A 25,445-nucleotide genomic window follows, 5' to 3' on the forward strand; every position below is an offset into this window, starting at 1 on the left:
ACACAGGATCGCGGGCATCGCCCCGGATGACGCGGACGGCCCCGGACCGCGTCGCGGTCAGTCGCAGAGGTGGCGGCCCAGCACCTGCGCGATGGTCTCCAACGCGCTCTGCAGTTCCAGGTGGTCGTGCGCGCCGAGGTTCGTCTCCAGGACGGGGTCGTCGCTGCGCAGCGTGGTCCAGCCCGGGGTGGGGCCGTCGTCGCCCTGCCGCTCGATGCGCACCGAGATGCGGCGGCCGTCGTCGAGGGCGAGCGCGACGTCGGCGCCGACCGCGGCGGCGCCCACGACCGAGATGTCCGGGGCGTTGAGCCGCAGCTGCTCGGCCAGTTCCCGCGGGGTGTACTGCGAGGCCCGGTACAGGTGCGCGTGGTAGAGCGCGATGCGCAGCTCGGCGGAGAGGTCGTCGATGGCCTCGGCGCGCTGCCGTGCGGAGGCGGTGCCGCCGAGCAGGGTGCTCATGTCCCGGTACACACCGCTCAGTTGCCAGGCCGCCGTGGTCAGCGGCCCGGGGGCGGTCTGTTCGACGAGCGGGGAGATGACGGCGTCGGCCTGCCGGGCCAGTTCGCGCAGGGTGTCGGCGGCGACCGCCTCGGGCTGGGGTGCGGGTGCGGCGTCAGGGTCGGCGATGTCGATGCCCTGCGCGGCCAGGTCGCCCAGCACGACGCCGACCGGGATGCCGGCCACGTCGGAGATCTCCACGACGTTGCGGGTCCCGGTGCGCCACGCGTCCGCGACCAACTCGGCGCGCTCCGGCACCGCGGCGGCGTGGGCCTCCCCGGCCGCGGACGCGCCGTCCCAGCCCATGAGGGCGATGAGCGCCAGGATGCGGGGCGGTTCGGCGAGTTCGGCGTAGTCCGGCATGGGCGCCACGCTAGCCGCCGTGCGGGGCCCGGCCGGGGACGAGGCGCTCTGCCGCCCGGGATTCACCCGGTCGCGCGATCCGGTGGCGAAGGCGAGGCGGCGTGCGCTCCGGCGTACGCGACGCAACCGGCGCTCGGCGCGGCGCGGTTCGATGCAGGCGCGCGCCGCAGGTCTGCCGCAGAAGTAGTACTCCCCGGGGTGATTCGTACTCTTCCCTGAGTACGACTCAGGGGTCTCCCGGAGGACTAGGGCAGGGATGAGATCCCTCTTCAGGGAGGACGAATTGCCGGCGTTCTGCCGACAGACTTCTGGTGTGGACGAAACAAGGGGAACGACGGGGCGGGGCGGGACGGCAGCGGTCCCGCGGGAATGTGGCCGGGCTCACATTTTCAAGCGTCACATTTGCTGCGCGGTTTCGGTCATATCTCCGACAGCTTCGAACGGTTCGGCCGGCTGACGCCAAGGCCGGGCCGCAGCCGGAAAAACCACTACAGCCGTAGAGACGAACTCGCTACAGTCTCCGAGTCGCAGCAGGCGCCTCTACAACTGTAGTAAAGGGGAGGGATACCGATGAACCGCACCGCAGTTGCCGCGTTCATCCGCTTCGTCGTCTGCGGCGGCGGTGTCGGTCTTCTCTCCAGCGGCGCCCTGATGCTCATGACCGGCTCGATGCCGATCGCGGCCGCGAACGCGATCGTCACGGTCGTCTCCACGCTGCTCTGCAACGAACTGCACAGCCGGATCACCTTCCGCAAGGGACGGGCGTCCTGGCGTGTGCACCTGGAGTCCACCGGGACCGCGGTCATCGCGTACCTCTTCACCACCACCGCGATGCTGGTCCTGGACGCGGTCGCCCCGCACGCCGGAGCGCTCACCCAGCAGGCCGTGTACCTGTCCGCGTCCGCCCTGGCCGGGCTCGGCCGCTTCGTGGTCCTGCGCCTGGTGGTCTTCGGCCGCACCGCCCGCCCGGCGGTCGTACTGACCCCGGTCGGCGCCCCGCGGACCGCGGTGCTCGCCACCCGCGCCGACCTGGTGGCCGCGGCCTGACGCACCCTCAGTCCACCTGTCCCACCCCCCAGGAGAAGGCCCCGAGCGATCCCCGTCGCCCGGGGCCTTCCCGCGTCGTGCGTTCCGCGCCTCGCGGATTCTCAGGCTCCAGGGTCTTCGGCGACGACGGCGAGCGCGAAGCGGTAGGCCCGGTCCAGGTCCTCGGCGGTGCCGTACAGCTGGAAGCGCGTGTTGCCGGCGCGCAGGTACGCATCGATGCGGAACGCGTCGTCCTCGGGGGACGCGCTGCCCGCGGCCGCGAGTTCGGCCTCCAGAAGCCCGAGCCACTCGCGGGCGAGCGCGCGGACCGCCTCGGCCACCGGGCCATCGCGATGGCCGTACTCCACCGAGGTCGTGGTGATGAAGCACCCGCCGGGGAAGACCCCCGCGCGCAGGTAGGCGACCCAATTGCCGAGCAGCGCCCGGAGCCTCGGCGTGCCGGGGGCGGCCCGCCGGGCCGGGCCGATGACGTGCTCCACATACAGCACCCGGGCTTCGGCGACGGCCGCCAGCTGGATGGCCTCGCGCGTGCCGAACACCGTGAGGATGCCGCTCTTGCTGTGCCCGGTCTGCGCGGCGAGCGTGCCGACGGTGATGGCGTCCAGCCCGTGGACGGTCGCGGATCGCGCGGCATGCCGGGCGACTTCGTGCCGCGTGCGGTCCCCGCGGGCACGGCGGCCGTCGGGGCGGTCGGACGCAGCGGACGGGTCGGAGGCCATGCCGGCGATTGTATGCGACCGACCGGACGTGTAATCTCCGCGGCAGATTGCGACCGATCGGTCGCATAGTCTCACCGCCAAGGAGGCCGCCGATGGAGTCCGACGACAACGGCACGACGCACCGGGCGCCCTCGGTCCTGGACGGCTTCACCCGGCGCACGGTCGCGCACCTGGACGAAGAGCGCGCGGTCCACGTCGCCGGCTCCGGTCCCGCGGTGATCGTGATGCCCGAGATGCCGGGCATCAGCCCCGACGTCGTGCGCTTCGCCCGCTGGGTCCGGGAGGCCGGCTTCACCGTGTACCTGCCGTCCCTCTTCGGCGTCGACGGCGCCTACCCCACGGTCGCCCTGGCCGAGCCGATCATGAAACGGGCCTGCGTCAGCCGCGAGTTCCGGGCCTTCGCCGGCGGCGGCACCAGCCCCGTCGTGCACTGGCTCCGGGCGCTCGCCCGCATGGCCCACGACGAATGCGGCGGCCCCGGCGTCGGCGCGGTCGGCATGTGCTTCACCGGCAACTTCGCCCTGAGCATGACCCTGGAACCGTCGGTCATCGCCCCGGTCCTCGGCCAGCCCTCACTGCCCCTCGACGACCCCGCCGCCCTCGAACTCTCCGCGGAGGACGCCGCCGCCATCCGCGACCGCTTCGAGCGGGACGGACTCACCGCCCTCGCCTGGCGCTTCGACAACGACAAATGGTGCACCGCGCAACGCTTCGCGGCCTACACCCGCCTCCTCGGCCCCCGCTTTGACGGCCGCGTCCTGCCCGGCACATACGCCAACCCCGAACCGCCGCCCTTCTTCCGCGACATGGTCCAGACCCCGCACAGCGTCGTCACCGCCCACCTCGTCGACGAGGAAGGCCACCCCACCATCCAGGCCCGCGACGAAATCCTCGCTTTCCTGCGACAGCGCCTGCACCCCGCGCCCTGAGCCATCCACAGCATGCGGTCGCGGGCCGGACTCGCCTGGGCGCCCTGAACTACAGCGCGGCCAGCCGTTCGCGGATCCGGGCGACCTCGGGGTGGCCCCGGTCCGGCCCGGACTCGCCGGCCTGCAGCGCCGCGGACAGGATCTCGCGCGCCTCGGCCGGCTCGCCGGACGCTTGGAGAGCCCGGGCGAGCACTGATGCGGCGTCCAGGGTGACCGGCGCGCCGGATCCTTGCGTACTGCTCAGCAGCGGGATCGCCGGGCGCAGCTCCGCCACCGCCTCGGCATGCCGCCCTTGGGCGACGAGGGCCTGGCCGAGAACGCTGCGCAGACTGCCGAGCTGCGTGCGACCGGCGTGGTCTTCCGTATCGAAGGCCGCAAGCATCGTGCGCAGTTCCGCCTCGGCCTCGTCGGCGCGACCCGACTCCACCAGAGCGAATGCGCGGATCCGGCGCGCGAGGTCGGCGCAGTCGCAGTCCGAGCCGTGCAGACCGGTGAGTTCGGCCACCGCCGACTCGGCTTCCCGCACGCCCTCGTCCGGGCGGCCCGACTCGGCGAGCGCGATGGCGAGAAGCCCACGCACCAAGCCGGTCGACTTCTTCCGGTCTTCCTCGGCCATCTGCACGGCGTCCAACTGCGGCAGGACGACCCGGGCTCGCCTCTCGCCGGCCTCGGCGCGCCCCGTCACGACTTCGTACCCGACGAACTTGACGTTCCAGGCGAGTGCCTCGGCGGAATTCCCGGTCGCCTGGCACTCGGCCAGGACCAGGGCGAAGTGCTCCTGGGCCGCATCGTCGTGGCCGTGCCGCAGCAGTATTTGGCCCATCATGGCGCGCAGCGCGCGTACGGAATCCCCGGCCTGCGGACCGGTGGCCAGGAACCCGGGCATGACCGAGCTGAAGTGCTCCCAGGCCTCCGGCGCCCGACCGAGCTCGGCCAGCGCGAACAGCCTGCACACGTGCACCTGGCCCATGCACTCGCCGAATGGCGGCAGGTAGCGTCCGCTGCCTTCCACGATCACCCAGTCCAGCATGGCCAGCGACTCCGCGAACCGGCGCCCTTGCAGGTGCTGTTCGGCCTCCCTGAGGCGCCTCCAGAACACCGCGCCCTGCCGAGGCTGCGTCCTGAACCACTTCACCGGGTCCCCCTCATGGTCGCCCGCTCCGGCGTCCCGGAACGAGGGCGGTCCATGATCCTGGCAGACCCCCGCCGGGCGACGGTCACCACGGGTCGGATCGGCTGCGGCGGCCTAGCGTTCGGGGGCGGCGTGCGGGGTTCGGGTGAAGGAGTGGAGGCGGTCTACTTCGGTGAGGCCGGCTCGGTCGTACATGCGGTTGGCGGCGGCTCGGCTGCGTTCGGGGTCGTCGGCGGGGGCGTCGTCGTCGACATAGAGGATCACCTCGCGGGCGCCGAGTGCGCTCAGTTCGTCGAGGGCGGCGGCCAGAAGACCTGCGCCCAGGCCGCGGCCGCGGGCGTGGGTGGCGACGCCGATCCACCACAGCACGCCGATTCCGGAGACCGGGGTGCCGACCGTGGCGTCCGCGACTACTGCGCCGCTGCCGTCGCGGACGTGGAGGACGCGGCCGGGCGGGTCGGTGCTGTCGGATGCCTGGCAGGTGAAGCGGGGGTCGAGAGGCGTGAGGCCGGGCAGGGGGAGGCCGGCGTGCATGTAGCGCCAGAGGTCTTCGGCGGCGAAGCCGTGCGCGGCCAGGGCTCGACGGGTGGCGGGGCGGTGCCCGGACGGGAGTCCCTCCAGGCCCAGCGAGAGCGCGGAGGCGAAGTCGAAGGCGCGTACGGTCCGGTCACGGCCCAGTGCGTCCAGGGCGCGGCGCAGCAGGAGGTCGGCGACCGCTTCGTCTTCGCGGCAGTGCAGCCACAGGATGAGTCCGGCACCGTCGCGGGGGCGGGTCGCGTACGAGACGACGCCGACGGGGCGGCCCATGGTGTCATGCGCGATTTCGGTGGTCGGCGGCGCCAGTTCGGCCCACCAGCCGCCGTCGACCGGGGAGCGGCCGGCCAGGGCCTCGGCCAGCATGGCGGCGTCCGTCGGCGGCTGGCCGGGCACCCGGTCGGCGTTCACCAGGTCCAGGACGGCCGGGAGGTCCGCGGCGGACAGCGTGCGGACCGCCAGGTCGGATGCGGTCGTCTCGGGCATGGCGCCTCCTGCGTTCGGCTTCCCGTGGCACCACAACGAGATGCGGCGGCGCGGGGTTCCGTCAGCCGAAGCGTTCGATGCGCAGGTGGGTGGGCGGCAGACCGGCGGTCAGCAGGGGCTTGGCGACCGACTCGGCGAAGGACGTCGAGCCGCATACGAAGACCTCGCGGTCCTCGGCGAGGGCCTGTGCCGCGTGCGGAGCCAGCGTTTCGGCGGTGAGCCGGCCGACCGGCTGCCCGGTGGGGGCCCGGCGGCTGTGCACCACGGTGACGTCGGGCGCGGATGCCAACTCCGAGGCGTACGGCAGGTCTTCGGGGGTGCGTACGCACGCCACCAGGTGCAGGTCCGCGGTGCCGGGGACGCTGCGGGCGTGCCGGAGCATCGAGACCAGCGGGACCACGCCGGAGCCGCCGCCGACCAGCAGCGCCGGGCGGTCGCCGGACCACGCGAAGAACCCGCCGAGGGGGCCGCGTACTTCGATGCGGTCGCCGGGCCGCGCGACGGTGTGGAAGTAGCCGGAGACCTCGCCGCCCTCGACCCGGTCGACGGTCAGGTCGATGTGCCCGGTGTCGCCCGGGGGAGAGGCCACCGAGTAGTGCCGCTGCGTGGTGTACCCATCGGCGGCGGTGAGCCGGACCATGTAGTGCTGGCCCGCGACATGCTCGTTCCACACCGGCAGGGCCAGCCGCACGGTACGCAGCCCCGGGGTCTCCCGGCGCACCGCGACGACCTCCGCGTGCTGCCACTGGACCCGGCCGCGCAGGCTGGGCGCGACGCGGCCCGGCGCGGCGAACTCCGGGAGCGGGGGCAGCAGATCGTCAGTCGCCGGCATAGCGTTCCTCCGCCCACGGGTCGCCCCGGTGGTGGTAGCGGTTGCGCTCCCAGAAGCCCGGCTCGTCGGCGCCGACCAGCCGCAGCCCGGCGATCCACTTCGCGCTCTTCCAGAAGTAGAGGTGCGGGACCAGCAGCCGGGCCGGGCCGCCGTGCGCCGCGGTCAGCGGCTCGCCCTCGTAGTCGAACGCGATCCATGCTTTGCCGCCGGTCAGGTCGGCGAGCGCGAGGTTGGTCGTGTAGCCGGTGTGGGAGTGCGCGACGACATGGGTCGCGGACGGGTGCGGCTGCACGGCGTCCAGGAAGCTGTCCACGGACACGCCGGTGAAGCGGGTGGCCAGCTTGGACCACGACGTCACGCAGTGGATCGGGCCCTCGTACGTGCTCGGCGGCAGCGCCCGGGCCTCGTCCCAGGTCCACGTCCGCGGCGCGCCGACCAGCCCGTCGATGCGGAACGTCCAGTCGGCGGCCGCGATTTCCGGGGTCGCCTCGGCGGACAGCACCGGGAAAGCGTCGTGCGCGTCGTACTGACCAGGAGGCAGCCGCGGGTCGCGGGCGTCGGCCGCGTGCCGGCCGACGAACCCGCGGGTGGGCGGAGAAGCGGTGCTCACGGGTCTCCCGTCAGGCCTGCGCGGCGGCGTCGTCCTGGGCCAGTCGCCACACCGCGTCCAGCGCCACCGTCGCGGCGCGCTCGACGCCGTCCGCCACGACCTGGCGGTGCGGGTCGTAGCCGCTGTTGCCGGACTCGTCGACCAGGTCGTCGGCGGCGATGCCGTCGATCACCAGGGCGCCGCCCGCGCGCAGGCCGTTCAGCGCCGCGAAGACCAGCAACGCGGACAGCTCCATCTCGATCGCCAGCACGCCGGCCCGCTGGTACGGCACCATCGGCAGTTCGAGCACGCCGGGCAGGAACGCCGCCCGGGTCCACACGTTGCCGCGGTGGTACGGCGCGCTGTGCTCGCGGGCCGCGGCCTGCAGCGCCAGGACGACCTCGGGCGTCGACGCGGCCGGGAACTCGGCCGGCACGAGCTGCTGGGTCACGCCGTCGTCGCGGACCGCCGCCTCGGCGACGATCAGGTCGCCGTCCCCGATGCCGCGCGCCATCGCCCCCGCGGTGCCGAGCCGGATGATCGTGGTGACGCCCGCCTCGGCCAGCTCGCCGAACAGGCACACCGCGCCGGGGCCGCCGACGCCGTGCGAGGAGACGACGACCGGCACGCCGCGCCACGTCCCCGAGTACGTCACGTACTCGCGGTTGCTGCCTATCTGCTCGGCACCGTCGAGGTGCTTGGCGACCAGCCCGGCACGCGCCGGGTCGCCGACGACCAGCGCGTACGCGGGCAGGCCGGAGCTCGGGATCTTGGTGATCGGCAGGAGGGCGGGGCGCTCGGCGGCGGCGGTCATGGGTTCGGCTCCAAGGTGGGAACGGGAGAGGAAGTACCGGAGGCGGGCGGGTCGGCAGGACCGCGGGGGCCGGGCGGCCCGGGCGGTCTCTCGCCCGGTCCGCCGGAACCGCCCCCGGCAGCAGCCTTGCCGGACGGCCGCCGCCGCACCAGCCCGTCGCGGAATCTCGGCCGGGTGGCCAGGAACAAGGCGGCCAGCGTCATGACGTACGGCGCGGCGTCCGCGGCCTGCTGCGGCATGCCCTCGCCCTGCAGCCGGAAGCCGAACGCCTCGACGAGGCCGAACAGCAGGGCGGCCAGCAGCACGCCGACCGGCAGCGCCCGGCCCAGCATGACCGCGACCACCGCGATCCAGCCACGGCCCGCGGTCATGTTCTCGGAGAACAGCGTCACGTTGCCGAGCGCGAGCTGCGCACCGCCCAGGCCGCACAGCGCACCGGACACCAGGACCGCCGCGTAGCGGTACTTCGCCACGCTCACGCCCAGGCTCTGCGCCGCGTCGGGCGCCTCGCCCACGCCGCGCAGCCGCACACCCCAGCGGTGCCGGGACAGCAGCACCGCGATCACCGCGACCGCGACCCACGACAGGTAGACCAGCGGCGAGTGCCCGGAGATCGCATCGCCGACGAACGGGATCGACGAGACCCCGGGGATGTCGACCGGTTCCAGACCCTGCAAGTCCGGGTCGCTGAAGGTGCCCTGGGTACCGAAGACGGTACGCAGCAAGAACCCGGTCAGCCCGACCGCGAGCAGGTTGAGCGCGATGCCCACCACGACCGCGTCGGCCCCCAGGCTCACCGCGCCGATCGCGAGGATCGCCGAGAAGGCGGTGCCGGCCAGTACGGCGGCGAGCACGCCGCCCCACGCGCTGCCGGTGTACCAGCTGCCCGCGACGGCCGCGAAGCAGCCGGAGAGCAGGGTGCCTTCGAGTGAGACGTTGAAGACGCCCGCGCGTTCGCAGAGGGCTCCGCCCAGGGCCGCGAACAGCACCGGGGTGAGCGCGCGCAGCGCGGAGAAGACGAGTTCGGCGTCGAACGACATGTCAGCGGCCTCCGCTCGGCGCGGCGGACGGGTCCGGGTCCGCGGTCACGGGCTGGGCCGGGATGCCCGGCGGCGCGCCCGACGATCCGCCGGGCGGGGCACCGGGTTCGGAGGTCCGCCGGCGGCGCAGCCACCCGCCCTTCGCGAACACCCCGGTCCGCACCGCCAGGAAGAGGATGATGACGGCCTGCAGCACCTGCGTGAGCTGCTGCGGTACCGCGGTCTCCTGCTCCATGCCGAAGCCGCCGACGGTCAGCACCGCGAAGAAGAACCCGGCCACGATCGTGCCCAGCGGCGACGCGGCCGCGAGCAGTGCGGCCAGCAGGCCGGTCCAGGTGTAGCCCGGCGTGGTCAGCGCGCCGTCGGTCAGCCGGTACGGGAAGCCCAGCACCGCGATCGCGCCGACCAGGCCGGCCAGGCCGCCGGAGGCGAACATCAGGCGCAGCGTCAGCCGCGGCCGGTCCACGCCCGCGTAGGCCGAGAAGCGGGCACCGAGCCCGGTCATGCGCAGCTCGAAGCCGGCCGAGGTGCGCGCCTCGACGAACGCGAAGACCAGTCCGGCCGCGGCGACCAGGAAGATGCCGATGCTGACACCCGTGCCGAGACCGCCGTCCGTCATGAACTCCGGCAGCCGCACCCCGGCGGGCAGCTTCTCCGACTGCGGGATGCCGCTGCCCGGTTCGAGCAGCTTGAAGCGGATCAGGTACGACACCAGCGAGACCGCCGGGTAGCTCAGCAGCAGGCTGCTGACCAGCAGCGGGACGCCGCACGCCGTCTCCAGGACGGCGGCCAGCGCGGCCCACAGGCCGCCCGCGACGATGCCGGCGAGCAGCGCCAGCACCACGGTGAGCGCGGCGGGCAGCGGCGAGTACAGGCCGACCAGCCCGGCCGCGAGCGCGCCGAGCACCAACTGCCCGTCGCCGCCCAGGTTCACCAGGCCGGCCCGCAGCGGGATCGCCAGCGCGACCGCCATGCCGACGATCGGGATCGACTTGGTGAGGGTGTCGCTCAGGCCCTCGGAGCCCAGCGCGGTCTCGAAGATCGCCTGGTACGCGGCCAGCGGGTCGGCGCCGGTCGAGGCCAGGATGACCGCGCCCAGCACGAACCCGGCGAGCACCGCGACGGTGACGGGGGACAGCAGCGCGCGCCGGACGAAGCCGAGCGCCCGGGCCGCGGCGGGAGTGGTGGTTCCGGTGCTCATCACAGTGCCTTCGCCTTCGCCGCCGGATCCGCGGCCGTGCCGCCGGTCGCCGTACCGCCCGCCATCGCCAGGCCGACCGTCTGCGCATCGGCCTCGGCGCGCGGGAGTTCGGCCACCACGCGGCCCTCGTACATCACCAGCACCCGGTCGGAGAGCGCGAGGACCTCGCTCAGCTCCGCGGAGACCAGCAGGATTCCGTGCCCGGCGTCGCGGTACTCCACGAGCCGCGCATGGATGTTCTCGATCGAGCCGATGTCGACGCCGCGGGTGGGCTGTTCGACGATCAGCAGGGGCGCGTCGTGGGTGATCTCGCGGCCCAGGATGGCCTTTTGCTGATTGCCGCCGGACAGGGTGCCGATCGGCACCGCACCCGAGGCGGCCTTGACCCCGAAGCGCTCGATCACCCGTGCCGCGTGCGCGCGCAGCGCGGAACGCCGCAGCAGGCCGCCGCGCCCCGCGATCGGCGCACTGCGGTGGAAGCCCATCGCCAGGTTGTCGGCCAGCGGCGCGGTGCGGGCCGCGCCCACTTCGGCGCGGTCTTCGGGGACGTACGCCAGGCCCGCCGCGCGGCGCTTGGCCACACTCGCGCCCTTGCCGCCGGATGCGACCTCGGTGCCGGCCACGACCACCCGGCCGGCGCTCGCGTGCCGCAACCCGGCCAGCGCCTCGACCAGTTCGCTCTGCCCGTTGCCGGCCACCCCGGCGATGCCGACGATCTCGCCCGCCCGGACCTCCAGCGACACCGCGTCCACCAGCGGCTTCGCGCCGCCGCTGCCGGCCGGCACGGTCAGGCCCTGCACGGTGAGTACCTCATTGCCGGGCGTGCCTGCCGGGTGGCTGCGGTCCAGGTCGACGTCGCGCCCGGTCATCGCGGCGGCGATCTCGGCCGGGCCGGTGGCCGCGGTGGCCAGGCGCGCGGTGACGCGGCCGTCGCGCAGCACCGTGACGTTGTCGCTGACCGCCATGACCTCGTGCAGCTTGTGGGTGACCAGCAGCACGGTGCGGCCCGCGGCGGCCAGGCCGCGCACGACCTCGAGCAGCCGGTCGGCCTCGGCCGGGGTCAGCACCGCGGTCGGCTCGTCCAGGATCAGCACGCGGGCGTCGCGGTAGAGCAGCTTGAGGATCTCGACGCGCTGCTGGACGCCGACCGGCAGGCTGCCGACCTTGGCGTCCGGCGGGACCTGGAGGCCGTGCCGCTCGACGAGTTCGGCGACCTTCGCGCGGGCCGCGGCCCGGTCGACCAGGCCGCGGCGGACCGGTTCGGAGCCGTACACGACGTTCTCGGTGACGGACAGCGACGGGAACAGCTTGAAGCCCTGGTGGACCATGCCGAGTCCGGCGTCGATGGCCTGCAGGGGCGAGGTGAAGGAGTGCGGCGTGCCGCGCAGCAGGATCTGCCCGGCGTCCGGCCGCTGCAGGCCGTAGAGCACCGACATCAGCGTGGACTTGCCCGCGCCGTTCTCGCCCATCAGGGCGTGCACTTCGCCGGCTGCGACGGCCAGGTCGACGCGGTCGCAGGCCAGCACCCCGGGGAACCGCTTGACGATGCCGCGCAGCTCCACCTCGGGCGCCGGGGCGTCCGGGGACGCGCCGGGGCGGGCGGGCGGCTGTGGTTCGGTCATCGGTCGACTTCCGTTCGGACCCGGGTGCTGCCTACTGCGGGTGCTGCTGGGTGCGGGGCGCCGTGTGCGGCAGGGCGGCCGGCCCGGGCGGGGGCGGCCCCCCCGCGGGCGACATCTTGGGCGGGGCCGGGGCGGGGACCGGGAGGCGGCCGGCCACGATCTGGTCGCGGAGCGCGGAGACCTGCTTGATGACGTCCGGGCTCTGCGCGATCAGGCACTGCGAGTTCTCCACGCCGGGCTCCAGGCCGGTCAGCGTGATGCCGCCCTCCTTGAGGCCGTACGACGCGACGCCGCCGGGCTTGCCGCCGACGATCTGCTCGACCGCCTTCTCGACCGCGACGTCGGTGTGCTTGACGACGTTGTCGACGACCGTGCCGGGCTGCTTCGGGCACTGGTTGACGTCGACGCCGAACGCGGTCTGGCCGTTGGCCTTCGCGGCGTCGAACACGCCGAGGTTGCCGGCCGCCGAGGCGGCGCCCATCACGACGTCGACGTTCTTGGTCTTGAGCGCGGTGGTCTGCTCCTTGGCGCGGGCCGGGTCGTTGAACGGGTTCTGGCCGCCCACGAACAGCTGCGTGAAGGACGCGTCCGCCTTGACCTTCTTGGCGCCCTCGCCGAACGGGTCGGAGAAGCGGCGGATCTGCGGCGAGTCGATCGCCACGACCGCGCCGACGTTGCCGGTCTTGGTGAGCAGGCCCGCCTCGGCGCCGGCCAGGAACGCGCCCTCGTGCTCGCGGAAGACCGCGCAGGTCACGTTGGCCGGGGCCTTCTCGATGCAGGAGTCGACGAGCAGGAACTGCTGGCTCGGGTTCGCCTGCGCCTGCTGCGCGATGACGTCGTTGAACTCGAAGCCGACCGCCACCACGACGGCGGGCTTCTTGCGGACCGCGCTCTCCACGTTCTGCTGGATCGCGGTCGGGTCCTTGCTCTCCAGCGTGGTGGCCGAGCCGCCGAGCTTCTTCGCGGCGTTCTCGGTGCCCTTCTGCGCGAGGCGCAGGAAGTCGTTGACGCCGACCGGCTCCGGGGTGACCAGGACCAGCGACTGGCCGCTGCCGCCGGCCGCGTCGCCGCCGGCGTTCGCGGTGCTGTCGGACTTCTTGTCGGAGGCGTTGCACGCGGTCGCGGTCAGCGCGGCGGTCACGGCGACGGCGGCGAACGCCAGGCGGCGGGAGGTGATGCGGTACATGGGAGTCCTCGGAAATCGGGTGCGGGTTCGCCGAGTGCGCGGGCGGCCGATTCGGCGGCGTTCAGGGTCCACGAAGCCGTGAGCGGGGGTGCTCAGCGACAGCAGCAGCGGCGACAGGACGGCGCAAGAAGGCCGGCCGCGTCGGTCGAGTCGCCGGAAAGGAGCGGGAGAACGCACGCCATCGGGCAGCCGCGGGAATGAATGCGCGCTGCGCGGACGTCGGATACGACGGCGGCGTACGCGTCGGCGGTAATGCGGACGCGGAGCGGCTGGGCCACGGCTGACCCCCTCTCGAAGGACTCGATGAGCCCGGTGTGATGATCACATCGGGCAAGTTCGGGGAATCTAACACCCTGTCTCGCCAGGTGGTCAATATGTCCAGCATGTGGGCAGCCTGGCCGGGATTCCGATTGCGTCCCGTTAACAACCTGGTCATACGATCGACGTACCGGATCATCGCCCCCTCCGGCCGACCCTCCGCCCGCACCGCTCCTGGGGACTGCTCGTGGCCATCGAAATCCGCTCGCTTGCCTGGCACGGCAAGGGACTTGACCTCATCGACCAGACCGCGCTGCCGCACGAGATCGTCCGGCTCGACGTCTCGGATGTCGAGACGCTGATCGACGCGATCCAGCGCCTCGCGGTCCGCGGCGCCCCCGCGCTGGGCGCCTCGGGAGCTTTCGGTGTGGCGATCGCCATGCTCCAGGCCGAGCGCGAGCACTGGGACGCGGCCGCGCTCGACGACGCGATACGCCGCATACGCGACGCCCGCCCGACCGCGGTCAACCTGGCCGGCGGGGTGGACCGCGTGCTGCCCTTCGTCGCCCAGGGCGTCGATGCGGTGCTCGCCGAGGCCGAGGCCGTCGTCCGCGAGGACGTCGCCGCCAACAAGGCCATCGGCGCGCACGGGGCGGACTGGATCCTGGACCGCGTCGAGCGCCGCCCGCTCCGCGTCCTCACGCACTGCAACACCGGCTCCCTGGCCACCGCCGGCTGGGGCACCGCGCTCGGCATCATCCGCGAGCTGCACGCCCGCGGCGTCCTCGAGACCGTCTACGCCGACGAGACCCGCCCCCTTCTGCAGGGCTCGCGCCTGACCGCCTGGGAACTCGACCAGGAGGGCATCCCGCACTTCGTCCAGCCGGACGGCGCCGCGGCCAGCACCATCCTGCGCGGCCTCGTCGACGTGGCGATCATCGGTGCGGACCGGATCGCCGCCAACGGCGACACCGCCAACAAGATCGGCTCGGTCGGCGTCGCCCTGGCCTGCCGCGACGCCGGCATCCCCTTCGTCGTCGCCGCCCCGCAGACCACCTTCGACCCGGCCACCGCGCACGGCGACGAGATCGAGATCGAGGAGCGCCCCGAGTCCGAGGTCCTCGAGTGGGGCGGCATCCGGGTCGCCCCGGCCGCCTCCCGGGCCTTCAACCCGGCCTTCGACGTCACCCCGGCCCGCCTGATCGACGCCATAGTCAGCGAACAGGGCGTCATCGAGCCGTAGGGCCGCACGCGGATCGGGCTCGGACCGGGCTCGGATCGGGCTCGGATCGGGCTCGGACCTCGGATGGACAGCAGAAACGGGCGGCCCCCATGCGGAGGGGCCGCCCGTTTCGTATGCCCTGGGTCAGCCCATGGCCACCTTGTACTCCAGGAGCCACTGGACGATCTCGACGTGGTGGCGGGCCTGCATGGGGTCGGCGCCCCACACGTACATGCCGTGGGAGGCCACCACTACTGCGGGGACGCCTTCGACCATGGCGGCCTCGAGGCGGTCGCCGAGTTCGGTCATGTCCTGGCTGTTGGGGATCACCGGGATGACGACGGTCTCGTCGTGCGCGCTGCGGCCGATGCCCTTGAGCATCTCCAGGTCGCGGATCTCGATGCCGCCGGGCCAGCGGGCGCCGGCCTGGACCGCGTGCTGGGTGTGCACGTGGAAGACGGCGCCGGCGCCGGTCAGGGCGACGACGCGGGCGTGCAGGCCGGCCTCGGCGGAGGGCTTGCGCGGGGTGCCCGGTCCCTGGTCGGCGGCCACCGGGGTGCCGGTGCCGTCCACGACGACCAGGTCGTCCGGGCCCAGTTCGCCCTTGTCCAAGCCGCTCGCGGTGACCGCGAGGCGCACCGGGTCCGACGAGACGACCACCGAGAGGTTGCCCGAGGTCCCGCGCATCCAGCCCAGTCCGGCGAACCGGGCGGCCTCGCGGGCCAGGACGGTGCCGGCCGCGGCGCGGTCCGCGGCGGTGACGGCGGGGGCGGATCCGGACGGAGCGGACGAAGGGGAGGTCATGGTGCGGTCCTTCTCGAACGAAACGCGGGTACCGGGTGGAGTCGGGGGCGCCGGTCGGCCATCATCGCATCCTGATGCCGCCGACCGGCCGGGGGTCCCGAGGGGCGGAACGCGCCGCCGGGGGAGCACGGGGCGTACGCGGCCCGGTACCGGAGCGGGCGCGCGCGGTCAGCCGCGGACCATGGCGCCGAACTCGCCGAAGGAGTCGACCGCTTCGAAGCGCGTCACGCGCCCGGCGCACGGGTCCGCGCACTCGACCTTGATCGAGACGACCTTCTCGCCGCCCACCTCGAAGATGATCCAGCCGTAGCCGGTCTTGTGGGTGCCCTCGCCGACCGGCATGCCGAAGAACCTCTGCACGAGGGTGCCGTCCGCCTTGAACTCGACGGCGACGTCGTGCACGCCCTCGATGGCGAAGGTGCCGACGTAGTCGGCCGGCATCTTGCCGCACGGCACCTTGTGCGACGCGAACGCCGGGGCGGCCGGCGCCGCGACGACGGAACCGAGGACGAGAGCGGCGGCGGCGAAGGCGGAGCGGAGACGCATGGGCTTACCTCGATCGGTATACCGGGCGCGGGCCGGCCGGAAGCCGGAATGCCGCGCCGCAAGGGACGGTTCGCGCGGCGCACGCCGCCGCTGCCGGATGCCCGCGGCGGTTCCGGGCCATGTGCGGATTGCTCTTATCGAGTGGGAGCTTCGTTCGCTCGATCGGGCGGGAGGCCCACCCGGTCGGCCTATTCAGGCCGTCCGCGGCGCGACTCGGCACCGCGCGCAGTGCTACCCCTGTGCGCATATCGGCCGCCGCGCGCTTCAGCGCGGTGTGCTTTCCCCGCAGCAGAGAGACATGCGTATGTCGCAGAGCCTTGCCCTGTCGGTCGACTTCGGCCAGGGGTTCACCGACGCTTGGGCCACCATCGCGAAGTTCGTGCCCAAGCTGGTGGCCTTCCTGGTCATCATGTTCATCGGCTGGATCGTCGCGCGGCTCATCGCCCGCGTCGCCGACCGGCTGCTGCGCAAGGTCGGCTTCGAGAAGGTCGCCGAGCGCGGCGGAGTCGCGCAGGCCCTCAAGGGCTCGCAGTACGACGCGACCGGGATCATCACCAAGGTCCTCTACTACGCGATCCTGCTGATGGTCCTGCAGATGGGCTTCGGGGTCTTCGGCCCCAACCCGGTCAGCGACATGCTGAGCGGCATCGTCGCGTGGCTGCCCGACGCCATGGTGGCCTGCGTGATCATCGTGGTCGCGATGGCCATCGCCCGCGCGGTCCGCGACATCATCGGCGCCGCGCTCGGCGCCGTCTCCTACGGCAAGACCGTGGCGACCATCGCGTGGACGTTCATCGTCGCGCTGGGCACCATCGCGGCGCTGAGCCAGGCGGGCATCGCCACCTCGGTCACCGGCCCGGTGCTGATCGCGGTGCTCGCCGCGATCGCCGGCGTGGTGATCGTGGGCGTCGGCGGCGGCCTCGTGCAGCCCATGCGCTCGCGCTGGGAGCGCTGGCTGGACACCGCCGAGCGGGAGACCGTGAACGCCCGGGCGAGCGTGGACGCGTACCAGCGCGGCCGCGCCGACGCCGCCGCGGCGGTCGGCGAGACGGTCGGCACGGGCTCGGGCTACCGCGTCTCCTGACCGGGCTTCGTGGGAAAACTCCGGCCGGAGTGCCCTGACCGGCCGGTGAACGGACGGCCGCCGCCCTTGACCGGGGCGGCCGTTTGGCGTTCCGGCGGAGGCAGGCTGGAGAGAACGCGGGGACGAACTCCGGTGACCGGCAAGACGCTACGCCGACCGGGTGAGATTCGTACGAGACGGCTCGGACGGGTGACTCCTGCGGGACTTCACGGTCGCCGCGTGGTGGCATCGAGCCGATGATTGCCGCCGCATTTGCCGCCCTCGCCCTGCTCGCCTCGCCCGCCACCGCGGTCGACCCGGGCCCGCCGACCGCGGCCACCGCCTCCCCAGCCCCGATCCCCGCCGCCGTACCCGTCCTCGACTGGCAGCCCTGCGCCGCGGGACGGGCCTGGCCCGGCGGCGCGCAGTGCGCCACCGCCCGGGTCCCGCTCGACCACCGCGACCCGGCCGGCGCGGCGCTGGACCTGCCGCTGATCCGGGTGCCCGCCGCCGATCCGGGCCGCCGCATCGGGACGCTCGTCCTGCAGCCCGGCGGACCCGGCGGCTCCGGAGTCGACTTCGTCGACGACAACTACGCCGATCTGCCCGCCGAACTCCGCGAGCGCTTCGACATCTTGGGCTTCGACGCCCGCGGGGTCGGGCGCAGCGCGCAGGTGCGCTGCTGGGACGACGCCCGCTACAAGAAGGCCGTCACCGAGGCACTCGGTGCACCCGGCCCGGACGGCCTCGCGCGCGCGGTCGCCGAGGCCGAGGACTTCAATGCGGCGTGCGTGCAGGCTTCGGGGGACCGGCTGCCGTTCCTCGGCACCGGGTACGTCGCGCGCGACATCGACCTGATCCGCGCGGCCCTCGGGGAGGAGCGGATCAGCTTCTACGGGCGCTCGTTCGGCACGTACATCGGGACCGTGTACGCCGACCTGTTCCCGGGGCGGGTGCGCGCGATGGCGCTGGACGGCGCGTACGACCCGGTCGCGTACGCGGAGCAGCCCTACGCGTACGACCTGCCGCAGTTCCTCGCCCTCGACCGGGCCGCCGGGCGGCTGCTCGACTGGTGCGCGGCGACTCCCGCGCAGTGCACGTTCGGCGCGGGCGACCCGCACGGCGCGTTCGACCGGCTGGTGCGCGCGCTGGACGCGGACCCGGTGGCGATCCCGGGCCGCGGCACCGCGAACGGCTACACGCTGGTCTACCGGCTCATGTTCAACATCAACGGCGGCCGCGCCGACTGGCCGGACCTGGCCGCCGCGCTGGCCCGCGCCGAGGCCCGCGACCCGGGGTCCTTCCTGCTCTCGCCGCCTTCGCCGGGGTCGTTCGCGTTCCTGACCCCCAATGTCGTCGTCGAGTGCACCGACCGGGTCTACCCGCCCGGCGAGGCCATGCTCGCCGCGCGGTTGGGCGCGGCGGCGCGGCTGGCGCCGAAGCTGGGCCCGGCGATGGCGTACGGGCCGCCGACGTACGACCACAACCACGCGCCCGCGTGCACCCGCTGGCCCGCGGAGCGCCCGAGCCGGCACACCGGGCCGTACACCGCGGCCGGTTCGGTGCCGCTGCTGGTGCTGGGCACGACCGGCGACCCGGACACCCCGTACCAGGATGCCGTCGCGCTGGCCGGCCGGCTGGACAACGCCCGGCTGCTGACCTTCGCCGCCGAGGGGCACACCGCGTTCGGGCGCAGTGTGTGCGCGCAGGAGGCGGTGGTGCGCTACCTGGTCGACGGACTCCCACCCCGGGACGGGACGGTGTGCGCGGACGAGAAGCCGCCGGCGCCGCCGGCGGCGTCCTCGGTGGAACGGCGGGGCAGCGCACCGGGGACAGTCGCGCCGGGCGCGTCGGCAGGGGCGCGGGACGGGGCCGAGCTGATCGGGAACCCGTACCGTGCGGGCAGCCGGACGTAGCCGGCGGTAGGCCGGCCGGGAAGGGCGGCGGTTGCGACGCGTTGCGTCGCGGCCGCCACCCTCGCAGGCTCAGCCGCCTGCGATCGACCGCCTTATGCAGTCGAGGAGTTCATCCGCGTCCACCGGCTTGGTCACATGGTCGGTGGCGCCCGCGGCCAGGCTCTTGTCCCGGTCGCCGGGCATCGCCTTGGCGGTGACCGCGATGATCGGCAGGTGCGTGAAGGCGGCGTCCGCGCGGATCGCCGCGGTGGCCGCGTACCCGTCCATCTCCGGCATCATCACGTCCATCAGCACGGCGTCGATGTCGCCGGTGCGGACCAGCAGGTCGAGCGCCTCGCGGCCGTTGTCGGCGCAGACCACGTCCATGCCGTGCAGTTCGAGGATGCTGGTCACCGCGAAGGCGTTGCGTGCGTCGTCGTCGACCACCAGCACCTTGCGGCCCTTGAGGACCTCGTCGTCCGCCGGCTTGCCGTACGGTGCCGCGGACCCGGGGCCGAAGCCTTGCTGCAGCAGGAAGGCCGACAGCTCGCCGCTGTCCGGCCCGGGGTCGCCGATACCGGGGTGCACGACGGGGAGTTGCAGGGTGAAGACGCTGCCTTCGTACGGCTCGCTCTCCGCGGTGATGCGTCCGCCGAGGAGGTACGCCAGATCCCGGCTGATCGACAGGCCGAGCCCGGTGCCGCCGTACTTGCGGCTGGTGGTGCCGTCGGCCTGCTGGAACGCCCCGAAGATCGTCTCCAGGTGCTGGTCGGCGATGCCGATCCCGCTGTCCCCGACGCAGAACGCCAGCGCCGGACCGAACACGCGGCCCTCGGCGGCGGCCGGCGACGGGTCGAGCAGCTCCACGCGCAGCTCGACGAAGCCGGACTCGGTGAACTTGACCGCGTTGGACAGCAGATTGCACAGCACCTGCCGCAGCCGCGACTCGTCGGTGAACAGCTCGGCGGGCAGCGCCGGATCGGCCGAGACGCGGAACTCCAGGCCCTTCTGGGCGGTCAGCGGGCGGAACGTGGCGTCCAGGTAGTCGAGCAACTGCCGCATCTGGACCGGCTCGCAGTTGATGTCCATCTTGCCCGCCTCGACCTTGGACAGATCGAGGATGTCGTTGATGAGCTGCAGCAGGTCCGAACCGGCGGAGTGGATGACGTCGGCGTACTCGACCTGCTTGGGAGTGAGATTGCGCTCGCCGTTCTGGGCCAGCATGCGGGCGAGGATCAGCAGGCTGTTGAGCGGGGTGCGCAGCTCGTGCGACATATTGGCGAGGAACTCGGACTTGTAGCGGGACGCGGTGGCCAACTGCTGGGCACGCGCCTCCAGTTCCTGCCGGGCCTGCTCGATCTCCAGGTTCTTGGCCTCGATGTCGGTCTTCTGGGTGGCCAGCAGCGCGGCCTTCTCCTCCAGTTCGGCGTTGGAGATCTGCAACTCCTCCTGGCGGATCTGGAGCTCCTCGGACCTGGCCTGCAACTCGGCGGCCAGCCGCTGCGACTCGGCGAGCAGGACGTCGGTGCGGGCGTTCGCCAGGATGGTGTAGACGTTCACCCCGATCGACTCCATGAGCTGGTCCAGGAAGTCGCGCTGGATCGCGGTGCACGGGGTGAATCCGGCCAGCTCGATGACGCCCAGCACCTGCTCCTCGACGACGATCGGCAGGACGAGGACGCTGGTGGGGCCGGCCTGCCCCAGCCCTGAGGAGATCGTCACGTAGCCGGGCGGCAGGTCGTCCACGGCGATGGTGCGCTGCGCCCGGGCGGCCTGGCCGACGAGCGACTGGCCGAGGCGGAAGGTGCGGGGCGGGTCGCCGTCCACCGCGCAGCCGTACCCGCCGATCATCCGCAGCCGGGTTCCGGACCGGGTCTCCTCGGCGAGGAAGAACGCGCCGTGCTGCGCGGACACCAGCGGGGTGAGCTCCTGCATGATCAGGTCGGCGACCACCTCGAGGTCGCGGCGGCCCTGCATCAGCGCGCTGAACCGGGCCAGGTTGGTCTTGAGCCAGTCCTGGTCCTGGTTGGCCCGCGTGGTCTCGCGCAGCGACCGGACCATCGCGTTGATGGTGGTCTTGAGCTCGAGGATCTCGCCGCGCGCGTCCGCGTCGATCTTGCGGGTCAGGTCGCCGCCCGCGACCGCGGTGGCGATCTGCGCGATGGACCGGACCTGGCCGGTGAGATTGGAGGCCATCGAGTTGACGGACGCGGTGAGGTCGCGCCACGCGCCGTTGGCGCTGGGCACGCTCGCCTGGCCGCCGAGGATGCCCTCGGTGCCGACCTCGCTGGCCACCCGGGTCACTTCCGAGGTGAACAGGGCGAGTTGGTCGACCATGCCGTTGAAGACGACGGCGATGTCGAACACCAGGCCGGAGCCGTCGACCGGCAGCCGGGTGGTGAAGTCGCCGTTGCGGACCGAGGTCAGGCCGGCCAGGAGCCGGCGCAAGTCGGCGTCGCCGGAGGGGGGTTCGTTCCGCTGCCCGATGACGGCCGAGTTTTCCGCCGGCGGGTCGTCCGCTGTAATCCGCAGGCCCATGAGGTCCCGCTCCTTACCGCTGCCGTCGCAACGCTGCCGCCGCCGTGCCCGGTCGGGCATGGCGGACGCACACCGCGGGGCCGGTTTCGCCGGTCCCGCGGGGGCACACGGGCGATGCTGCCACCGGACGGGCGGCGGCACGGCGCTTCACGGCAAAGCCTTTGCCGTAGGGACGAATTAGCCCGGATCGGGGCATGCGGCGGCGCGTACAGGCCTAGGCTGGACGGCTGGCCTGTCCCGCACCGGGTCTGTTCGGGGTGTCGCTTCCCGCGGGGCTCAGGCCGATGCCTCGCGCGAGGGGAGCGGGCCGAGCGTGGTCAGTTCGACGAAGTTGCCCGCCGGGTCGGACACGAACGCCGCCCACACCTCGCCGTTGTGGAACGGCTCGATGAGGAAGGGGACTTCGGCGGCGCGCAGGTCGGCGACCAGCGGGTCGAAGTCCGCGTCGGCCACGTACAGCGCGATGTGCGGCAGACCGCCGCCCGGCGTGGGCATGTCGTCGGTCTGCACGAAGTGCAGCTGCAAGTCGCCGACACGCAGCCACATCCCGGGGCCGAGGTCGGGGCGCGGCAGTTCCTCGAAGCCGAGCAGGCCGATGTAGAAGGCGCGGGCCGCGTCGAGATCGGTGGTGGCGACGCCGACGTGGCTGTAGCTGCGTACGCGGGGTTTCCCTGCGGTCTCCGGCATGTCGGCAGTGTGCCATGGCGACCGCTATGTCGAACAGATGCTTCGACTAATCGAAACTCTGCGGCCGCCCGGCACCCTCGTACCGCCTACATGTCCTCCCAGACCGGCGCCCGGCGCTCCCGGAACGCTGCGGCGGCCTCGGTCATGTTGCCGGTGAAGGTGCCCAGCACCTGCGTGCGGTTCTCCAGCTCCAGCTGCTGGCGCATGCTGTGCGCCTCGATGCCGGACCAGAGGCCCTTCTTGGTCATCCAGACGCCGTACTCGGAGTTCTGCGCGATCTGCCCGGCCAGCTCCAGCGCTGCGTCCAGGTGCCCGCCGGCCGGGGTCAGCGCGTTGAGCATCCCGAAGCGGTCCGCCTCGGCGGCGCTGAAGTGGCGTCCGGTCAGCATGAGTTCGGCGGCCCGGGTGGGGCCGACCAGGCGGGGGAGCAGGTAGCTGGTGCCCACGTCGGCGGACGACAGGCCGACCTTGATGAACACCGAGCCGAACTTCGCGGTCTCGTCGGCCACCCGCAGGTCCGAGGCCAGCGCGAGGGCCAGGCCGCCGCCCACCGCGGCGCCGTGCACCGCGGCGATCACCGGCTTCTCGCACTCGTGCACCGCGAGCATCAGGTCGACCAGGTGCTCCTGCGTCCGGTAGACGAGGCCGACCTTGCCGCGGCCTTCGGCATCCGGCGCCGGGTCCGGCTCGCCGCTCAGATCGGCACCGGAGCAGAACGCACGCCCCGCGCCGGTGAGCACGATGGCGCGGATGCCGCGCTCGCGGTTCAGGCTGCGGAACGCGGTGATCAGGTCGCCGACGAGGCTCGGGCTCAGCGCGTTGAGGCGCTCCGGGCGGTTCAGCCGGACCAGGGCGACGCCGTCTGCGGGTCGTTCGATCTCGGCGTACTTCATCGGGCTCTCCTCGCCAGGCATGCGGCGCCGGACGCCCCGCGAGAAGTCAGGAAAACAGGTTTTCTTGACCGTGGCAAGTGCTTCGCCCGGCCGGGGGCGGCGCGCCGCCGTCCCCGGCTCAGCGCGCGGCGGCCACCGGGGCCGTGAGCGCGGCCAGCCGGGCGTACGCCGCGGACTGCTCGGCCCGGTCGTACGTGCTCGTCGTCACCATGAACTCGTCCGCTCCGGTACGCCCGAGCAGTCCCTCCAACTCCGCCGCCACCCGGTCTGCGGTGCCCCGGATCTGGCCGCGCAAGGCCTCCTCGAAGTACCCCCGCTCCTTGGCCGTCATCGCGATCCCGGCGACCTCCTCGGCGGACACCAGCGGCGGGAAGACCCCGTGCGTCCGCGAGTACGCCGCCGACCAGGCCTCCGGCAGCAGCAGGCGCTCCGCGTCCGCCTCGTCCTCGCCGACCGCGACCGCACCCGCGAGCATCACGTACGGCTCCGCACTCCACACCGAGGGGCGGAACTGCGCCCGGTACTCCTCGATGGCCCGCAACGTCCGCTCCTCGCCCCCGAACAACGCGATCACCAGCGGCACCCCGGCCCGCGCCGCGATCCCGGCCCCCTCACCGGTGGCCAGCACGAACGGCGCCGGCCGCAGCCCCTCGGCGGGCCGCGCATGCACATCCGGATGCACCGCCTGCTCGCCGGTGAAGTACCCCAGCAACTCCGCCAACTGCTCCGGGAACCCGGCCGCCGCGTCCTTCCCCCGCCCCAGCGCCTCCCGCACGCCGCCGGTGAACCCGACCGACCGCCCCAACCCCATGTCGATCCGCCCCGGGAACAGCGACTCCAGCACCCCGAACTGCTCCGCGACCACCATCGGCTGATGATTCGGCAGCATCACACCCCCGGTCCCCACCCGGATCCGCCCCGTGGCCGCCGCCACCGCCGACGCCAACACCGTCGGCGCCGACCCGGCCACCCCCGGCACCCCGTGATGCTCCGCCACCCAGAACCGCCGGAACCCCAGCCCCTCCGCCTCCCGGGCAAACCCCACCGTCGCCCGCAACGCCGCCCCCACGGCCTCCCCGCGCCGCGTCCGCGACCGATCCAAAACGGAAAAGGGCGTCCGCCCCAAAAGCGAGCTCATACCCCACCCCAACAACCACCCCCGACCCGAATTCCCCCGCACCCGCGACGCCTGCGCCGCCGCTCCCACACCCGAACACCAAAGGCCCGCGCGCACCCGCAGTCCGCGGGCGCGTGACAAGAGAACTTCCACGGCTGCCTTTGGCAGGCGCGAGAACTCCGGCGTCCCCGCCGGTCCAGCTGCTCAATCAGCGGTGGTTCGCAAGGCTGCGACCCGTTCGGCGAGGGCATCGACGCCGTCGACGCCAGGCAGGCGGTCGAGACGAGCGCGCATTTCTTTCGACATCGACCCGGTCCGCCGGATCCAGGCCGCCGCCCAGGGGTTCACGGTCGCCCGAGACCGCGAGAGCGCCCTCGGTGAGGCCGGCCTGATCCTCTGCGCGACCGGGGCGCGCGCCCTTCGCGGGGACGACTTCCCGCTCCTGCGGAACGGCGCGTACGTCGCCACGGTCACGAACAGCGAGGACGAACTCGACCTGGCAGGGTTGCCTGACACCTACACGGAAACCGCGGCCGGAGCACACGTCGCCCGGCACGAGACGACCGGGCACTACTTCTACCTGCTTAACGGCGGCAACGCGGTCAACTTCCTGCATGGTGCGAGCGTCGGACCGTTCATTTTCCTCGTCCAGGCCGAGATCCTCGCCGGGCCGGCGATGCTCACCGCGGCGGACTCGATGCCGGTATGTATGAGGTCGCCCCAGCGGACCGCGATGCGATCGCGGGGATCTGGCTGAACAGCTTCAACCGGTGAGGAGCCACTATGACGATCACGGCCGACCACATCCGTACCACCGTCGATGCCTATCTCGACGTCCATCCCGGAGAGAAGTACCTCCTCGCCAAGGCCCTCGAACTCCTTGAACAGCAAGCAGATCTGGCGTCCCGTAGCGAATGGCGAGGCCACGCGACTGCAGGAGCGATCGTGGTCCGTCCGGACGGCCGGCTCCTGCAGATCCACCATCGAGCTCTCGACAAGTGGCTGTTCCCCGGCGGGCACCTCGAGGGTCAGGACACGACACTCATGGCCGCCGCACTGCGGGAACTCGTCGAGGAGACCGGCGTCGATCCCGCCCTCGTCACCCCTGCGGGCGAACTTCCCGCGCATATCGACGTCCACGCGATCCCGGCCAACCCCGCCAAGAGCGAGCCTGACCACTGGCATATCGACTTCCGGTTCGTCTTCCGCACAACCGGCGACATCGGCCGCCTCCAGACCGAGGAGGTCGACGAGGCGTTCTGGCGCAGCCCTGGCGTCCTCACCGATCACGAACTGGTCCGCCACATCACTGCGGCCTTGGTCTGACCACAGTGGAGACAGGCTGTCCCGAAGGCGGGGGAGCCGAGCAGCAAGGATTGCGCGCCCGCGGGGCGCGCGGGCGCCGGCCAGGCGTGGTCGTGGGGGCGGCA

General features: G+C 72.9%; 23 protein-coding genes and 1 pseudogene. 7 read left to right on the forward strand and 17 right to left on the reverse strand.

Features of this window, described 5'->3' with window-relative positions; all coding sequences use genetic code 11:
• Nucleotides 1-57 precede the first annotated feature (57 nt).
• Nucleotides 58-861 (reverse strand): hypothetical protein, encoded by an 804-nt coding sequence (locus tag LZ495_RS11755; RefSeq protein ID WP_235052059.1) that lies wholly within the window; start codon nucleotides 859-861, stop codon nucleotides 58-60.
• Nucleotides 862-1,431: 570 nt separating this feature from the next.
• Between LZ495_RS11755 and LZ495_RS11760 the strand changes: the two genes are divergently transcribed.
• Nucleotides 1,432-1,908 carry a hypothetical protein gene (locus LZ495_RS11760; protein ID WP_235052060.1) on the forward strand — a complete coding sequence of 159 codons (477 nt, stop codon included), beginning with the start codon at nucleotides 1,432-1,434 and terminating at the stop codon, nucleotides 1,906-1,908.
• A gap of 101 nt (nucleotides 1,909-2,009) precedes the next feature.
• Here the strand turns inward: LZ495_RS11760 and LZ495_RS11765 are convergent, their stop codons facing one another.
• On the reverse strand, nucleotides 2,010-2,627 hold the full coding sequence (locus tag LZ495_RS11765; protein WP_235052061.1) for a TetR/AcrR family transcriptional regulator: 618 nt from the start codon (nucleotides 2,625-2,627) through the stop codon (nucleotides 2,010-2,012).
• A gap of 92 nt (nucleotides 2,628-2,719) precedes the next feature.
• Between LZ495_RS11765 and LZ495_RS11770 the strand changes: the two genes are divergently transcribed.
• Nucleotides 2,720-3,556, forward strand: coding sequence for a dienelactone hydrolase family protein (locus LZ495_RS11770; protein WP_235052062.1), 837 nt, complete (start codon nucleotides 2,720-2,722; stop codon nucleotides 3,554-3,556).
• A 49-nt stretch (nucleotides 3,557-3,605) separates the two neighbouring features.
• Here the strand turns inward: LZ495_RS11770 and LZ495_RS44790 are convergent, their stop codons facing one another.
• From LZ495_RS44790 to LZ495_RS11815, 9 genes are all read right to left on the reverse strand, one after another.
• Nucleotides 3,606-4,691: a tetratricopeptide repeat protein gene (locus LZ495_RS44790; protein ID WP_235052063.1), complete on the reverse strand. Its 1,086-nt coding sequence runs from the start codon at nucleotides 4,689-4,691 to the stop codon at nucleotides 3,606-3,608.
• Between the two features lie 111 nt (nucleotides 4,692-4,802).
• Entirely contained in the window at nucleotides 4,803-5,708 is a 906-nt protein-coding gene (locus LZ495_RS11780) for a GNAT family N-acetyltransferase (protein ID WP_235052064.1), read from the reverse strand.
• A 61-nt stretch (nucleotides 5,709-5,769) separates the two neighbouring features.
• The gene (locus LZ495_RS11785) at nucleotides 5,770-6,540 is read right to left on the reverse strand and encodes a ferredoxin reductase (RefSeq protein WP_235052065.1); all 771 of its coding nucleotides are present in this window, start codon (nucleotides 6,538-6,540) and stop codon (nucleotides 5,770-5,772) included.
• On the reverse strand, nucleotides 6,527-7,150 hold the full coding sequence (locus tag LZ495_RS11790; RefSeq protein WP_235052066.1) for a sulfite oxidase-like oxidoreductase: 624 nt from the start codon (nucleotides 7,148-7,150) through the stop codon (nucleotides 6,527-6,529). Before LZ495_RS11790 ends, LZ495_RS11785 begins: the two co-directional genes overlap by 14 nt.
• Before the next feature lie 10 nt (nucleotides 7,151-7,160).
• Nucleotides 7,161-7,943 carry a nucleoside phosphorylase gene (locus LZ495_RS11795; RefSeq protein ID WP_235052067.1) on the reverse strand — a complete coding sequence of 261 codons (783 nt, stop codon included), beginning with the start codon at nucleotides 7,941-7,943 and terminating at the stop codon, nucleotides 7,161-7,163.
• On the reverse strand, nucleotides 7,940-8,983 hold the full coding sequence (locus LZ495_RS11800; RefSeq protein ID WP_235052068.1) for an ABC transporter permease: 1,044 nt from the start codon (nucleotides 8,981-8,983) through the stop codon (nucleotides 7,940-7,942). Before LZ495_RS11800 ends, LZ495_RS11795 begins: the two co-directional genes overlap by 4 nt.
• Nucleotide 8,984: 1 nt before the next feature.
• Nucleotides 8,985-10,184, reverse strand: coding sequence for an ABC transporter permease (locus LZ495_RS11805; RefSeq protein WP_235052069.1), 1,200 nt, complete (start codon nucleotides 10,182-10,184; stop codon nucleotides 8,985-8,987).
• Nucleotides 10,184-11,806: an ABC transporter ATP-binding protein gene (locus tag LZ495_RS11810; protein WP_235052070.1), complete on the reverse strand. Its 1,623-nt coding sequence runs from the start codon at nucleotides 11,804-11,806 to the stop codon at nucleotides 10,184-10,186. Before LZ495_RS11810 ends, LZ495_RS11805 begins: the two co-directional genes overlap by 1 nt.
• A 31-nt stretch (nucleotides 11,807-11,837) precedes the next feature.
• Complete coding sequence (locus LZ495_RS11815; protein ID WP_235052071.1) at nucleotides 11,838-12,992, reverse strand: BMP family ABC transporter substrate-binding protein; 1,155 nt, start codon at nucleotides 12,990-12,992, stop codon at nucleotides 11,838-11,840.
• Nucleotides 12,993-13,497: 505 nt separating this feature from the next.
• On the opposite strand from LZ495_RS11815, the gene mtnA reads away from it, so the two are divergent.
• On the forward strand, nucleotides 13,498-14,493 hold the full coding sequence (gene mtnA / locus LZ495_RS11820) for an S-methyl-5-thioribose-1-phosphate isomerase (protein WP_235052072.1): 996 nt from the start codon (nucleotides 13,498-13,500) through the stop codon (nucleotides 14,491-14,493).
• Nucleotides 14,494-14,616: 123 nt separating this feature from the next.
• On the opposite strand, the gene mtnB is transcribed toward mtnA, so the two are convergent.
• Both mtnB and LZ495_RS11830 read right to left on the reverse strand, forming a co-directional pair.
• A complete protein-coding gene (gene mtnB / locus LZ495_RS11825; RefSeq protein WP_235052073.1) occupies nucleotides 14,617-15,276 on the reverse strand; it encodes a methylthioribulose 1-phosphate dehydratase in 660 nt (219 codons plus the stop codon).
• Nucleotides 15,277-15,444: 168 nt separating this feature from the next.
• The gene (locus LZ495_RS11830; RefSeq protein ID WP_235052074.1) at nucleotides 15,445-15,822 is read right to left on the reverse strand and encodes a hypothetical protein; all 378 of its coding nucleotides are present in this window, start codon (nucleotides 15,820-15,822) and stop codon (nucleotides 15,445-15,447) included.
• 304 nt (nucleotides 15,823-16,126) lie between these two features.
• Here LZ495_RS11830 and LZ495_RS11835 point away from each other — a divergent pair, with 304 nt between their 5' ends.
• Together LZ495_RS11835 and LZ495_RS11840 are read left to right on the forward strand one after the other, a co-directional pair.
• Complete coding sequence (locus LZ495_RS11835; RefSeq protein ID WP_235052305.1) at nucleotides 16,127-16,906, forward strand: mechanosensitive ion channel family protein; 780 nt, start codon at nucleotides 16,127-16,129, stop codon at nucleotides 16,904-16,906.
• 236 nt (nucleotides 16,907-17,142) lie between these two features.
• Nucleotides 17,143-18,801, forward strand: a complete 1,659-nt coding sequence (locus tag LZ495_RS11840) for an alpha/beta fold hydrolase (protein WP_235052075.1) — start codon at nucleotides 17,143-17,145, stop codon at nucleotides 18,799-18,801.
• A 69-nt stretch (nucleotides 18,802-18,870) separates the two neighbouring features.
• On the opposite strand, the pseudogene LZ495_RS11845 reads toward LZ495_RS11840, so the two are convergent.
• The 4 genes and pseudogenes from LZ495_RS11845 to LZ495_RS11860 all read right to left on the reverse strand — a co-directional run.
• Nucleotides 18,871-21,228 (reverse strand): annotated as a pseudogene (locus LZ495_RS11845) (response regulator); the annotation flags it as partial.
• A gap of 366 nt (nucleotides 21,229-21,594) precedes the next feature.
• Complete coding sequence (locus LZ495_RS11850) at nucleotides 21,595-22,005, reverse strand: VOC family protein (RefSeq protein WP_235052077.1); 411 nt, start codon at nucleotides 22,003-22,005, stop codon at nucleotides 21,595-21,597.
• Between the two features lie 86 nt (nucleotides 22,006-22,091).
• Nucleotides 22,092-22,898, reverse strand: coding sequence for an enoyl-CoA hydratase/isomerase family protein (locus LZ495_RS11855; RefSeq protein WP_235052078.1), 807 nt, complete (start codon nucleotides 22,896-22,898; stop codon nucleotides 22,092-22,094).
• A gap of 118 nt (nucleotides 22,899-23,016) precedes the next feature.
• Nucleotides 23,017-24,036: an LLM class flavin-dependent oxidoreductase gene (locus tag LZ495_RS11860; protein ID WP_235052079.1), complete on the reverse strand. Its 1,020-nt coding sequence runs from the start codon at nucleotides 24,034-24,036 to the stop codon at nucleotides 23,017-23,019.
• 193 nt (nucleotides 24,037-24,229) lie between these two features.
• On the opposite strand from LZ495_RS11860, the gene LZ495_RS11865 reads away from it, so the two are divergent.
• Together LZ495_RS11865 and LZ495_RS11870 are read left to right on the forward strand one after the other, a co-directional pair.
• A complete protein-coding gene (locus LZ495_RS11865; RefSeq protein ID WP_308267975.1) occupies nucleotides 24,230-24,772 on the forward strand; it encodes a Rossmann-fold NAD(P)-binding domain-containing protein in 543 nt (180 codons plus the stop codon).
• Nucleotides 24,773-24,798: 26 nt separating this feature from the next.
• Nucleotides 24,799-25,341, forward strand: coding sequence for an NUDIX hydrolase (locus LZ495_RS11870; RefSeq protein WP_235052080.1), 543 nt, complete (start codon nucleotides 24,799-24,801; stop codon nucleotides 25,339-25,341).
• Nucleotides 25,342-25,445 lie beyond the last annotated feature (104 nt).

It is taken from the genome of Yinghuangia soli, from assembly GCF_021502675.1.
Taxonomy (GTDB): Bacteria; Actinomycetota; Actinomycetes; order Streptomycetales; family Streptomycetaceae; genus Yinghuangia; species Yinghuangia soli.